General features: G+C 40.0%; 12 protein-coding genes. 4 read left to right on the forward strand and 8 right to left on the reverse strand.

The window, feature by feature from the left end; genetic code table 11:
• Positions 1 to 25 precede the first annotated feature (25 nt).
• Positions 26 to 946 carry an ornithine carbamoyltransferase gene (gene argF, locus AMD27_RS08945; protein ID WP_067659234.1) on the forward strand — a complete coding sequence of 307 codons (921 nt, stop codon included), beginning with the start codon at positions 26 to 28 and terminating at the stop codon, positions 944 to 946.
• Positions 947 to 1,156: 210 nt separating this feature from the next.
• Here argF and AMD27_RS08950 read toward each other — a convergent pair whose 3' ends face one another.
• The 6 genes from AMD27_RS08950 to argC all read right to left on the reverse strand — a co-directional run bounded on the left by AMD27_RS08950 (position 1,157) and on the right by argC (position 7,877).
• Positions 1,157 to 2,449 carry an MFS transporter gene (locus AMD27_RS08950; RefSeq protein ID WP_067659237.1) on the reverse strand — a complete coding sequence of 431 codons (1,293 nt, stop codon included), beginning with the start codon at positions 2,447 to 2,449 and terminating at the stop codon, positions 1,157 to 1,159.
• 360 nt (positions 2,450 to 2,809) lie between these two features.
• Positions 2,810 to 3,163 (reverse strand): YnfA family protein, encoded by a 354-nt coding sequence (locus tag AMD27_RS08955; RefSeq protein ID WP_067659240.1) that lies wholly within the window; start codon positions 3,161 to 3,163, stop codon positions 2,810 to 2,812.
• 104 nt (positions 3,164 to 3,267) lie between these two features.
• Complete coding sequence (gene clpA / locus AMD27_RS08960; protein ID WP_067659243.1) at positions 3,268 to 5,544, reverse strand: ATP-dependent Clp protease ATP-binding subunit ClpA; 2,277 nt, start codon at positions 5,542 to 5,544, stop codon at positions 3,268 to 3,270.
• A gap of 10 nt (positions 5,545 to 5,554) precedes the next feature.
• A complete protein-coding gene (gene clpS, locus AMD27_RS08965; protein WP_067659246.1) occupies positions 5,555 to 5,980 on the reverse strand; it encodes an ATP-dependent Clp protease adapter ClpS in 426 nt (141 codons plus the stop codon).
• Positions 5,981 to 5,998: 18 nt separating this feature from the next.
• Positions 5,999 to 6,748, reverse strand: coding sequence for a DUF6776 family protein (locus tag AMD27_RS08970; protein WP_067659249.1), 750 nt, complete (start codon positions 6,746 to 6,748; stop codon positions 5,999 to 6,001).
• Between the two features lie 79 nt (positions 6,749 to 6,827).
• A complete protein-coding gene (gene argC / locus AMD27_RS08975; RefSeq protein WP_067662927.1) occupies positions 6,828 to 7,877 on the reverse strand; it encodes an N-acetyl-gamma-glutamyl-phosphate reductase in 1,050 nt (349 codons plus the stop codon).
• A 193-nt stretch (positions 7,878 to 8,070) separates the two neighbouring features.
• On the opposite strand from argC, the gene AMD27_RS08980 reads away from it, so the two are divergent.
• Positions 8,071 to 8,823: a hypothetical protein gene (locus tag AMD27_RS08980; protein ID WP_067659252.1), complete on the forward strand. Its 753-nt coding sequence runs from the start codon at positions 8,071 to 8,073 to the stop codon at positions 8,821 to 8,823.
• A 3-nt stretch (positions 8,824 to 8,826) separates the two neighbouring features.
• The gene (locus AMD27_RS08985; RefSeq protein WP_067659255.1) at positions 8,827 to 9,636 is read left to right on the forward strand and encodes an alpha/beta fold hydrolase; all 810 of its coding nucleotides are present in this window, start codon (positions 8,827 to 8,829) and stop codon (positions 9,634 to 9,636) included.
• A gap of 262 nt (positions 9,637 to 9,898) precedes the next feature.
• Here AMD27_RS08985 and AMD27_RS08990 read toward each other — a convergent pair whose 3' ends face one another.
• The gene (locus AMD27_RS08990) at positions 9,899 to 10,579 is read right to left on the reverse strand and encodes a SprT family zinc-dependent metalloprotease (protein WP_067659257.1); all 681 of its coding nucleotides are present in this window, start codon (positions 10,577 to 10,579) and stop codon (positions 9,899 to 9,901) included.
• Between the two features lie 134 nt (positions 10,580 to 10,713).
• Entirely contained in the window at positions 10,714 to 11,385 is a 672-nt protein-coding gene (gene rpiA / locus AMD27_RS08995) for a ribose-5-phosphate isomerase RpiA (protein ID WP_067659260.1), read from the reverse strand.
• 107 nt (positions 11,386 to 11,492) lie between these two features.
• Here rpiA and ilvA point away from each other — a divergent pair, with 107 nt between their 5' ends.
• A complete protein-coding gene (gene ilvA, locus AMD27_RS09000) occupies positions 11,493 to 13,031 on the forward strand; it encodes a threonine ammonia-lyase, biosynthetic (RefSeq protein ID WP_067659263.1) in 1,539 nt (512 codons plus the stop codon).
• Positions 13,032 to 13,048 lie beyond the last annotated feature (17 nt).

Consider the following 13,048-nt stretch of genomic DNA (forward strand, 5'->3'; position numbering starts at 1 on the left):
GCCTAGCAATGATTGTGGAGTAACCATGGCTCTACGACATTTTCTTACTTTACGTGACCTTTCTACTGCAGAATTAAACCGCATCATTGAGCGTGCAATTGAATTAAAACGCATGCAACATCGCAATGACGTCTACCAACCTTTCGTTGGTAAAGTAATGGGAATGATTTTCGAAAAATCGAGTACACGTACCCGCGTTTCATTCGAAGCTGGTATGAGCCAGTTCGGTGGTAGTGCAATTTTTCTATCTTCACGCGATACCCAATTGGGTCGCGGCGAACCAATTGAGGATTCAGCACGTGTAATCTCAAGCATGCTTGATATCGTGATGATTCGCACCTTCGGTCATGACATTGTGACACGTTTTGCCGAATATTCTAAAGTGCCTGTGATTAACGCGTTAACGGATGATCATCACCCATGTCAGTTACTGGCAGACGTACAAACCTACGTTGAGCATCGCGGTTCGATTCAAGGTAAAACCGTGGCTTGGATTGGTGACGGCAACAATATGTGTAATTCATATATTGAAGCTGCGCACATGTGGGGCTTTAAGCTGAAAATTGCCGCACCTAAAGGCTACGAGCCAAAAGCTGAGTTTATGTCTGAATTTGCACATTGTGCAGAATTGGTCAGCTCTGCTGAAGATGCTGCGGTAAATGCCGATATGATCGTGACTGATGTCTGGGCGAGCATGGGGCAAGAAGAAGAGCAAAAAATCCGTGAAGCTGCATTTGCTGATTATCAAGTGAATGAGCGCTTAATGGATTTGGCACATCCAGACTGCTTGTTCATGCACTGCTTACCTGCACACCGTGGTGAAGAAATTTCTGAACATATGCTGGATCATAAAAATGCCGTGGTCTGGGATGAAGCAGAAAACCGTTTACATGCGCAAAAAGCGTTGGTTGAATTCTTAATCAATGAAAATTTAAAAAAAGATTAATTGCTTAGCGTCCATTTTTTTTGCAAGATTAAAGCACCTTCGGGTGCTTTTTTTTGGCTTGAATAATATTCATTTAGTCGAAATATTCATTGCATAACACTATATTCAAACCACAAAAAATCCCATTAAAAAAGCCCACACCAGCGTGCAGGCTTTTATTAAAACTAAACTTCAGTTTAGTTACATGATTCTCTGTTTACGATTCTTTGATTAATGCTCTTCTTTTAAGTACTTCGGCTCTTTGGGTAGCTTTAAACTACACAAGAAACAGATCACGAGCATGACGATCACATACGCAAAGAAGCTGTTTTCGATACCTGCAGATTTAAACTGCAAGGCAACGGAAGGCGCAGATCCACCAAAAATTGCATTACCCACGGCATAGGAGAAGCCCACACCTAAAGCACGTACATGTGTTGGGAACATTTCAGCTTTAACAATCCCACTGATGGAAGTATAGAAGCTCAACAGTAGCATCAGGAAAATGAGTAAGGCTGCCACCATGAATGGCGAATAACTAAAATGACGCATACCAATCGCCATAACGGGATAAATAAAGATCGCCATCAATCCGCTAAACAATAGCATTGAATTTCGACGACCAATTTTATCGGACAATATACCAAAGAATGGCTGTGCCACCATCAGTACAAAAATACAGCCGGTCATAATCAGACCCACCGTTTTTGCATCGATACCAATATTGGTTAAATAAGTTTTTGAATAAACCGTAATGACATAGAAGCTCAGTGAGCCTGCAGAAGTATAACCCACGACTAAAAGGAAGGTTCTCCAGTGGTTTTTAAACAATTCTTTTAAGCTACCTGATTCTTCTTTATCACTTTCATCTACAGAAAGTGTTTCTTCTAAACGACTACGCGCCAGTAAAGATAAAATCGCAGCAACACCACCAATCACAAATGGAATACGCCATCCACCATCAAGAAGTTGCTGTTCGCTCATAAAAGTCAGGAATAACACACCCAGTAAACTGGCAAGCAACTGACCACCTGTTAGGGTTACATACTGAAAAGATGAGAAAAATCCACGTTGACCTTTAAGACCCAATTCACTCATATAGGTTGCAACAGCGCCATACTCACCGCCTACAGATAAACCTTGCAGCAAGCGCACCATTAACAACAAGAATGGCGCTGCCATGCCTACTTGTTCATAAGTGGGTAGCATCGCAAATAAGAACGAGCTTACTGCCATGAGGCAAATCGAGATCACCATCGATTTTTTACGACCATGTTTATCCGCGATACGTCCAAACAACCAACTTCCGATGGGACGCATAAAGAAACTGGCAGCAAATACACCCCAGACATAAATCGACTGCGTTGAGGGGTCCATATCTGGTGCGGTTAAGGCTTTGGTAAAGTACACAGCGAAAACGGCATAAATATAAAAGTCAAACCATTCCACAAGGTTACCGGAGGCTGCGCCTACAATTCCCTTAATACGACTGGCCTTTTCTTGTTTGGTATAGGTTTGGCTCATAGAAAGTCCATCCTTGTATAATTGTGCAACCTATTGAATGCTTGGCTAAATTTTCACTCATCTAGCCTGCTTACCGTCTTTCTCATGATGAATTTTAAAACGTGTTTATCGCATGACCAAAGTATGACCCAGTGCACAATATCGTTTTAAACTCTATTTTTATCAATTTTCAATCCATTTAAAACGCAACCAAAAAGATCAAAATCGCCTTTTATGTTCATTTAAAAGACTAAATGTCACACAATTATACGCCTTAAATTTTTATCCATTTTCATTTCTTGACAAAAAAAGAACCTGAAAATAAGCCAGAGTACATTGACCCAGTGCTCATTTAATCAAATACTCTATTTACAGTGGTATTTAACGCACTAAACCCTGTGGCTGAAGAATGATAATGGCTGCGCCCAGCAAAACCACACTCCCGCCTAAAATATCCCAAGGACTTAAATACACTCGATCTACGAAACGAAGCCAAAGCAGCGCTGAAAAAATATAAACGCCACCATAGGCTGCATAGATACGACCTGATGCAGCAGGATGAAGCGTCAACAGCCAAACAAAAACAGCCAAAGCCAGTACTGTAGGAATCCAAAGCCACTGCGACTTCTGCTGATTTAAAATCAGATAAGGAAAATAACACCCCAAAATTTCCATAAGTGCGGTGATCAAAAACAAAGCCACTGTACTGAATACTTTTGTGATTTGAATATCCATAGCGCTTCTCAAATGTGGTGACGACGGATGCAAGTCATATATATTTTATGTGTAAAGTAAATAAAAACCCGTGCAAGCACGGGTTTTTATTTAACATTTAAGGTTTAAGCAGGTTCTGCAGCTTGATCTTCAAATACTTCTAAATTTAGACCCACTGCTTTGCCATTTTCCTTTTTAGCAGTGACTGCAACATTCCCGCCATGCTCAGCCAACTCACCAAATAAGATCATTTCGGCAAGCGGTTTTTTCAAATGTTCTTGGATCAGACGCTGCATCGGACGTGCACCCATTAAGCGATCATAGCCGTGTTCGATCATCCAATCACGGGCACTTTGATCCACTTCAAGTACCACTTTTTTATCATCCAATTGCGCCTGCAATTCTGTCAGGAATTTATCTACCACAGACTCAATCACCGTCGAAGGTAATGCTTTAAATTGAATCACACCGTCTAAACGGTTACGGAATTCAGGTGAGAATGCACGCTTCATTGCTTCTTGGTTGTCATTACTATTGTCTTGCTCAGTGAAACCAATGCTGGTGCGTGAAATACTTTCAGCACCAATATTGGTGGTGAGCACAATAATCACATTACGAAAATCTGATTTACGTCCGTTGTTGTCGGTTAAAGCACCATGATCCATGACTTGCAGTAACAAATTAAAGACATCTGGATGTGCTTTTTCAATTTCGTCCAATAACAACACGCAGTGCGGATTTTTATGAATCGCGTCTGTCAGCAATCCACCTTGGTCATAACCCACATAACCCGGAGGCGCACCAATTAAACGTGACACCGCATGGCGTTCCATATATTCAGACATATCAAAACGAACCAGCTCCACCCCAAGCAACTTAGACAACTGCTTGGTGACTTCGGTTTTACCCACACCTGTAGGACCTGCAAATACAAAGTTACCGACTGGCTTATCGGGTGCTTTTAAACCTGCGCGTGAAAGTTTAATCGCAGATGCAAGCGCCGTAATGGCTTCATCTTGACCAAAGACCACACGTTTTAAATCACGCTCAAGGAATTCAAGCACAGATTTGTCATCTTTAGACACCGTTTTCGGTGGAATCCGTGCAATTTTAGACACGATATCTTCAACGTTTTCAACAGTAATCACTGAATTATCTTGCTCAGCTTTAAGGCGGCGCTGTGCACCTGCTTCATCAATTACATCAATCGCTTTATCTGGCAAAAAACGATCATTAATAAACTTAGCCGAAAGCTCAACAGCTGAAACTAGCGCTTGATCTTCATACTGAACATGATGAAATTCTTCAAATTTAGATTTTAAACCACGTAAAATATCAATAGTTTCTGAAATAGACGGCTCATTCACATCAACTTTTTGGAAGCGACGTGATAAAGCATGATCTTTTTCAAATACTTGACGATATTCTTGAAAAGTGGTTGAACCGATGCAGCGCAAACTTCCATTGGCTAATGCAGGCTTGATCAGGTTCGATGCATCCATGGTGCTGCCCATACTTGAACCTGCACCAATGATCATATGAATTTCATCAATAAATAAAATCGCTTCAGGTTTTTTCTTCATTGCGTTTAAGAGCTGTTTCAAACGCTTTTCAAAATCACCGCGGTATTTAGTGCCGGCAACCAATGAACCAATGTCTAAACTGTAGACTTCAGCATTTTCAAGTGGTTTCGGTGCTTTACCATTGACAATTAACCAAGCCAAGCCTTCAGCAATTGAGGTTTTACCCACGCCTGGATCACCGACCAATAGCGGGTTATTTTTGCGTCGACGGCAAAGAATTTGTGCAGTACGCTCAATTTCTTTTTCACGACCAATCAGTGGATCCGTTTTGCCTTTTTGCGCTTCTGCATTCAAGTTAACGGTGTAAAGCTCAAGCGGTCCTGCATTTGCAGATGCGCCTGTTTCACCATCTAAGTCTTCAGACTCTTCTTCAACTTGGATTTCTTCTTTACGACCACCATGTGCTAGGTACTGCGTCAAAGTTAAACGATTAATTTGATGGCGTTTAAGCAAGTAAACTGCGAAAGAGTCACGCTCAGAGTACATTGCAACCAAGACGTCTGCACCTTCAACGGTACGGTCTCCACCGCTTGATTGCACATGGAAAATAGCGCGCTGTAAAATACGATCAAAACTTTCTGTTGGATGAGGTGCTTGCTCACTGTTTTCACCCAGCTTAGGCGTATGCTGCTCTACATATTCTTCTAATTCTTTACGTAAGCTCACAATTTCTGCGCCACATGCTTTTAAAGCATTGACTGCCGAATCATTGTCTAACAAAGCCAATAATAAATGTTCTACGGTCAGAAACTCATGTCTCTTTTGACGAGCCATGCTAACAGCCAAACGTAATGAAACTTCTAATTGACGACTGAGCATGAGATCCCCCTTATTCTTGTGGCTCAATCTGACAAAGCAATGGATGGCTTTGAGATCGAGCGTAATTATTGACTTGGTTTGCTTTTGTTTCTGCAATGTCTCTTGGATAGACGCCAGCAATACCTTTACCTTCATAATGTACTGTTAGCATTACTTCAGTGGCTTGGTCAAGGTTCAATGCGAAGTATTGTTGTAAAACTTCAATTACAAAATCCATGGGTGTGTAATCGTCATTCAACAAAACCACATTATATAAAGGTGGTTTCTTAAATTGCGGTGGTGCTGTCTCGACGGCAATATCGCCTTCTTGATCATGATCAGCATCACCATTGTGCGAGTCGCCTAAACGAGGATTAAAATGCCAATCTATATAACCTGACTGATCAAATGATAATTTAATATCTTTTAAACAGGCTTGACGCTTATTACTTCGCATAATTCTCTAAATCTACAATTATTGGGAGTTAGCAGCAGCTTGTGGAATTTCGGCTGCAAGTGCTGATGTGGTTTCAACTGCTTGCCCACGTTGCCAGCTAAAACGCTTGGTGACAGGTGTGGAACCTTTCACACGAACCTCGATGAACTGCGGGCTAAAGCCTTTAGGCATGGTCCAGCGACCCGTTAGGCGTTGATAATCTTCAAAATTAAAATCATTTTCCGCAATAGGCACAACCAAAACTTCGGTGCCTTGAATCAGTCTTAACTCAATTTCACCTGAAGCACGGCGCTTGTTTGGGCTCACCTGAACCAAATCAATTTGATATTCATAGGCATTTTCAGGCAATGAGGTCACGCCCAAGTTTTGCACGGTTAAACTCAAACCACCACGTTGACGCAGCACTTCACGATAAATCGCGCTCATGCCTTGAATTTGAACTTTATCTGCTTTGGCCTGATTCAGCGCAGCATACATATCATTAGAGTTGGTCACTGCAACATCACGTTCTTGAACAGCCGTATTTAAGCTTTTATTCAATACACTTAGATCATTTTTCTGCTTTTCAACCACTTCAACCAGTTGCTCCGCATCGGCATCATAACCCACAACGGTGAGTCCTTGACGATGACCTACGGTATAACCTAACAGCATACTGCCTGCACACAGTACAACTCCACCCACCAAAAGTGGTGTGTTTCCTTTAAATAAAGATGTTTTGGTCTTCTTTGTAGGCTGAGGTAAGCTATGAATTTCTGTGTTCGGCATCGTAATCTCTAAATATTATTAGTATCAAGACACACATTTAACGCTAAAGTTAAATGTGTGTGAAGTTGAAAACGGTTTCTTATGGTAATAATCCGATGTTTTGTAAGCCTGCATCTTCTGCAAAGCCAAACATCAAGTTCATATTTTGTACTGCTTGCCCCGCTGCACCTTTGACCAGGTTGTCTTGTACAGACAAAACCACCAACTTTTTCGGTTGGGGTTTATACAATGCAATACGCAGTTGGTTGGCACCGCGTACTGAGCGCGTTTCAGGTGAACTGTTCGCTGGCATCACATCGACAAACGTTTCATTGGCATAGAATTGCTCATACAATGCTTGTAAATCTAAAGCATCGCCTGCATCAGTCAAATCCACATAAATCGTGCTGAGCATACCACGAATCATCGGTACCAGATGCGGTACAAAGACAATGTGATCAAACACATCTTTCAAACCCGAAATATTTTCTAAGGCTTCCACAATTTCAGGCTGATGACGATGTCCAGCCACGCCGTAGGCTTTAAAGTTATCAGCATTTTCAGAATAGATCATACCTAAGCTTGCTTTACGTCCTGCGCCTGATACACCTGACTTTGCATCAATAATAATGCTTTCAGGTTTCACTAAAGCGTCAGTGTGTTTAAACAACGGTGCTAGACCAAGCTGAACTGTGGTTGGATAGCAACCTGGATTACCAATCACTTGGGCATTTTTAATTTTTTCACGATTGAGTTCTGATAAACCGTAAACAGAATCTTTTAACAATTCTGGACACGCATGTTGCATGCCGTACCATTTTTCAAATTGTTCTAAATCTTGTAAACGAAAATCTGCGGCTAAGTCTATAACTTTGGTATTTGCAGCCACCAATTCTTCGGCATGTTTCATTGCTACGCCATGGGGGGTCGCAAAGAATACGACATCGCATTGTTTAAGCGCTTCAATATTTAGATCTGAATAGCAAAGGTCTGTATGTCCACGTAGATTTGGGAACATATCATCGACACGGCGACCATTTTCAGTACGTGAAGTCAGTACTTTTACCTGTACGTTTGGGTGTCGTAGTAAAAGACGTAACAATTCAACGCCTGTATAACCTGTACCACCCACAATACCTACTGAAATCACGATGTTTACCTCTGTTTTGAGTGTTTCTAACAATGTTGAGAAGTATGACAGGAAGTTTTGAATTTCTGAACTGTTTTGCTCAGGTTTAAGTTCCTTTATTGCTCATTCTATTTTCTCACTTGTAATTGATAAAAATATACGCATAATTATTTTAGAGTATTTACTCTAATTTCAATAATAGGAACAATGCGTCATGATAGGATCACGTGAATGGATGACATTAAGTGAGGGCAAGCTGAACTTCAAAGAGAAAACTCAGCTCATTAAACAGGTTTTAGTTCCTGCGACTTTGAATTACAGTAAAACATTTATAAGGCAGTCCAAAAACTCACAACACTTTGAACTTAAGAATATTCAAATCCCCGATACTTCTATTGTTAAAGAAGCAATTTTTGAACTGGAAAATACACAGAATCAAGCAATCATTCATCACTCATGGCGTAGTTATATTTGGGGTGTTGCCATTGCACAAATTCAAGATTGGCAATTTGATGAAGAAAGCTTATTGATCGCGAGTTTGATGCATGACCTGAGTCTAATTGAGCATTTAGAACACTACTCTTGTCAATGCTTTACTTTTGAAAGCTCCTTACGCTCAGAAAGCTTATGTGTGAAACATCATTATCCTAAAGATAAAATAGACAATATTTCTAATGCGATCTGCTTACATATGAATGGTCATTTAGACAAAAATAATCAAAATTTATCTAAAGAAGTCTTACTACTTCAAAAAGCAACCTCATGTGATGTGATTGGAACTGATCTTGGTCATTTATCCATAGCATTTAAAGATGAGGTACTCTCACATTACCCACGATCAAATTTCAATTCGACATTTAAAAAACTATTAAAAACTGAAACCAAAAAAAATCCCGATTCTAGAACAGCTTTACTGAGCAAATTAGGTTTGCCATTGATGATTTCAATGAATACATTTAAGGAATAGAATATGGACAATAACAATTTAATCCAAGCAACCATTCACTTTCATCAATATCCAATTAAAGTTGATGTTTATTCAAATCCAAGTCACCAACATAGTGTCATTATTTTACCTGCGCTCGGGATCACCATCCAAAAATATCAGAAATTGATTGGCTTACTTGTAGATCATCATTTCAATGTCATTGCAGCAGATTACCCTCATTGTGGTCGAAACACGCCTCTTGTTTCATCCGAAATTGATTTTGGTTATAAAGATTTACTGACAGATTTTATACCTCAACTTGAGCAAATTTCTCGAGACACTTTTGGACAAGAACCTATTTTATTAGGTCACAGTTTAGGTGGGCATTTAGCAACACTGTACGCTCAAAATCACGCTATAAAAGTGATCGGAATCGCAACTGGAAACATTGGTCTAAAATATTGGGATTTAAACGGTAAGTTCAATATTTTAAAAGCTGTGACTATAATCAATGCGATGATATTGAAGGATGGGTACTTTGCAGGATACAAAATTGCTTTTGGCAACCGTGAAACAAAAACTCTTATGCGCGACTGGTCTAAGGTGATTTTTACTGGAAATTATAAGCACATCCAAAATGACCAATCCGTAAGTCACCAACCTGCTCTTTTCATTCATTTAAAAGAGGATGACTTTGCGCCAATGAGTTCAATGCTCGGTTTAAGTCGGTATTTTGACGATCCCACAGTAAAAACATTAAACTTAACAAACACGCTCAAAGGCAATCAACATTCAGCATGGATTAAACAGCCTGACGAAATTGTGAAATTAATTAAGAGTTGGACACATTGAAAAACCGTTATCTAAACCTATGAAATATTTAACCATTAGATTTATATTTTAAATATTTCTTATAAATCAAAATATTGGAATAAATAATGCGACTCTAATATCAAGTCTTAAGAAAAAGACGATAGAGTTTTTTTAAAAATATTGGGAGAAAATTTACATGAATTATTTTGATTTGAAAGATTTTGAAATAGGAAAAATAAAGATGATGAAGAAACAATATTAAAGTTAACTCTAAAAAATATAGCTTTCTCATTAGTTTAAATCAACTAATCCACCACCACGGCATTGGAGTGGTTTTTAAAATTTTCCGATGCTGTTGAAAATTTACATCATACTTTTGAACTTCATTCCAAAAACTTGCACTGTGATCAAAGTGTTTAGTATGAGCAAGCTCATGTACACAGACATAGCGTGTAATTTCTTTCGAAAATAAAACTAAGCCCGAATTCAACATAATGTCATGCTTTGAGGTGCAACTTCCCCAACGTGTCTTCGGCTGCCGAATAGAACACTTCCCATAATGCAAATCACATGCTTGACTCACTTCTTGCAAATAAACAGGTAAATGCTGTTTTGCATACGCAATCACAAATGCTTTTAAATATGCTTCTGGTTGACGATCACTGATCAAAAGCTGATGATTTTCAATGTCTAAATTAAAAGATTTTTTTTGTGTTTGATAGATAACAGTGAAAGGCTGATTTACATTAAACAGCTTTAATTCTGTTGGTAATGTTTTATCAATATGAATGATTTTTTCTTGTTGTTTCTGCCAAGTCTCAATCAACCATTGCTCAGATTGATCGATAAACTGCTGGATTTGACGCTTTGTACAAAATACAGGTGCAGTTAAACGAATCTGAGTCTGATCTACTCGTAGGCGAAGTCGTGTAGAGCGGATATTCCGAGTGATTTGAATTTCAGGTAAGTCAGATAGAGTCATATTGTTCTTTTAATTTTAAAATCCTCCCCAACCCTCCTTTTTTAAAGGAGGGAGCAAAACCTAATTCTATGCGAAATTATGGGTTTTAAATCCCCCTTTAGCAAAGGGGAAATAGGGGGATTTTATAGTACAAGTTAAACCGCAGTACGCTCTTCAATACCGTTGTCTGTCGCCACCACAGCAACATCCGCTTTATTGATTGCGAAAATACCATTACACACCACACCTGGAATGTCATTGATATCTTTTTCAAGCTGCAAAGCGTTTAAAATATTCAAGTTATGAACATCTAAAATCACATTACCATTGTCTGTCACTACGCCTTCACGATAGACAGGGTCACCGCCCATAGAGACGATTTTACGTGCTACAGCAGAACGCGCCATTGGAATCACTTCAACTGGAAGTGCAAAACCACGACCCAATTGATCCACCCATTTTGAGTCATCGACGATACAAACGAATTTTTTAGCAATCGATGCCACAATTTTTTCACGCGTCAAGGCAGCACCACCACCTTTGATCATATGCATATGACGGTCAATTTCATCCGCACCATCGACATACGCATCTAAACCACCAACATGGTTCATGTCCACCACTTCAATGCCTAATTTTTTAAGACGTTGTGCAGTCGCTTCTGAACTTGCAACCGCCGCCTCAAGTTGCAGCTCTGGCAATAATTCAATGAGGAAATTTACAGTACTTCCTGTACCGACACCCAAAATACCGCCTTTCGGTAAGTGCTTTAACGCAGCTTTCGCGGCAGCTTGTTTCTTTTCATCTTGGGTAGCATACAGACTCATAACTTGGCTCAACTAAATTTTGACATTTGTTGCTGATTTTACAGCCTAAATGTACAGGGGTTTGTTACAATAAATGCCTATTTTAAACTGTTAGATGGAAAATTAACATGCTGTCTCGTATGGTTCGACAAATATTACAAGCAACAGTCTACGATGTTGCAATTGAAACCCCACTCGAAGCAGCACCCCGAATTAGTGAAAAACTGAATAATAACATTCGCTTTAAACGCGAAGACTTACAACCCGTATTTTCATTCAAATTACGTGGCGCGTATAACCGCATTAGCCAACTGCCAAAATCACAACTTGAACGCGGTGTGATTACAGCATCGGCAGGAAATCATGCGCAAGGCGTAGCACTATCTGGTCAAAAGCTTGGAATTCGCGCGATTATTGTCATGCCAAAAACCACACCTGACATTAAAGTTCAGGCTGTAAAGCGCTTAGGTGGTGAAGTAGTGTTATATGGTGACTCTTTCGATGTTGCCAATAAATATGCGATTCAACGTGCAACTGATGAAAGTATGACTTTTATTCCGCCTTATGACGATGAACTGGTCATGGCAGGTCAAGGCACCATTGCCAATGAAATTTTACGTCAATGGCGTGATGTCGATTATGTTTTTGTCGCAGTTGGTGGTGGCGGTCTGATCGGCGGTGTAGCGGCGTACTTGGGTGAAGTTGCCCCACACGTTAAAGTGATTCCTGTTGAATATGATGAATCTGCTTGCCTTAAAGCAGCCTTTGAATCTGGCGAACGTGTAATTTTACCTTCTGTAGGTTTATTTGCAGATGGCACGGCGGTAGCGCAAATTGGTGAAAAGCCATTTGAAGTGATTCAATGGATAAAGTCTGATAACTCAGGTCCTATCGTTGAACGCGAAGTGGTGCTCGTGAACACAGACGAGATCTGTGCTGCCATTAAAGACACCTATGATGAATGTCGAAGTATTGTTGAACCTTCAGGTGCGATGGCGCTTGCGGGCATTAAAAAATACGTTGCTCAGCACGGTATAGAAAACAAAAACATGGTGTCAATTGTTTGCGGTGCAAACATGAACTTTGATCGCCTACGCTATATCGCTGAGCGGACTGAACTAGGTGAACGTAAAGAAGCGATTTTTGCAGTCACCATTCCAGAAGAAAAAGGTTCATTCCTAAATTTCTGCCGTGCGCTTCAAGGTCGTAACATCACTGAATTTAACTACCGTGCCAGTGATTCATCTGCCGCTCAAGTCTTTGTCGGTATTAGCTTAAAAGAGGGTGAAAAAGAGCGCCATGATATTTTTGACTTACTCAAAGTCCAATATGATGTCGATGATTTATCAGATGACGAAGTCGCAAAACTTCATATTCGTTATTTGATTGGTGGTCATGCCAATATTGAAAATGAGCGCTTGTTCCGTGTCGAATTCCCTGAACGCCCAGGTGCTTTACTCACCTTCTTGGATCGACTTGGCCCTACGCATAACATTACCCTTTTCCATTACCGTAATCATGGTGCTGCGGAAGGTCGTGTCTTAGTCGGGCTTGAAGCAACGGACGCCAAACAAAACCCAGATGGACTGATTGAGACCTTAGAAAGCATCACCTATCCATACGATGAAATTACTAACAACTTGGGTTATCAGCGTTTCTTAAAATAAGTCATTACTATTATTTA

Origin of the sequence: Acinetobacter sp. TGL-Y2 (genome assembly GCF_001612555.1) — a bacterium.
Lineage (GTDB): Bacteria > Pseudomonadota > Gammaproteobacteria > Pseudomonadales > Moraxellaceae > Acinetobacter.

Excerpts from the sequence above, each read along its gene's own strand:
- argF (WP_067659234.1), top strand. The coding sequence starts at position 26 with ATGGCTCTACGACATTTTCTTACTTTACGTGACCTTTCTACTGCAGAA.
- AMD27_RS08950 (WP_067659237.1), bottom strand. The coding sequence starts at position 2,449 with ATGAGCCAAACCTATACCAAACAAGAAAAGGCCAGTCGTATTAAGGGA.
- AMD27_RS08955 (WP_067659240.1), bottom strand. The coding sequence starts at position 3,163 with ATGGATATTCAAATCACAAAAGTATTCAGTACAGTGGCTTTGTTTTTG.
- clpA (WP_067659243.1), bottom strand. The coding sequence starts at position 5,544 with ATGCTCAGTCGTCAATTAGAAGTTTCATTACGTTTGGCTGTTAGCATG.
- clpS (WP_067659246.1), bottom strand. The coding sequence starts at position 5,980 with ATGCGAAGTAATAAGCGTCAAGCCTGTTTAAAAGATATTAAATTATCA.
- AMD27_RS08970 (WP_067659249.1), bottom strand. The coding sequence starts at position 6,748 with ATGCCGAACACAGAAATTCATAGCTTACCTCAGCCTACAAAGAAGACC.
- AMD27_RS08980 (WP_067659252.1), top strand. The coding sequence starts at position 8,071 with ATGATAGGATCACGTGAATGGATGACATTAAGTGAGGGCAAGCTGAAC.
- AMD27_RS08985 (WP_067659255.1), top strand. The coding sequence starts at position 8,827 with ATGGACAATAACAATTTAATCCAAGCAACCATTCACTTTCATCAATAT.
- AMD27_RS08990 (WP_067659257.1), bottom strand. The coding sequence starts at position 10,579 with ATGACTCTATCTGACTTACCTGAAATTCAAATCACTCGGAATATCCGC.
- rpiA (WP_067659260.1), bottom strand. The coding sequence starts at position 11,385 with ATGAGTCTGTATGCTACCCAAGATGAAAAGAAACAAGCTGCCGCGAAA.
- ilvA (WP_067659263.1), top strand. The coding sequence starts at position 11,493 with ATGCTGTCTCGTATGGTTCGACAAATATTACAAGCAACAGTCTACGAT.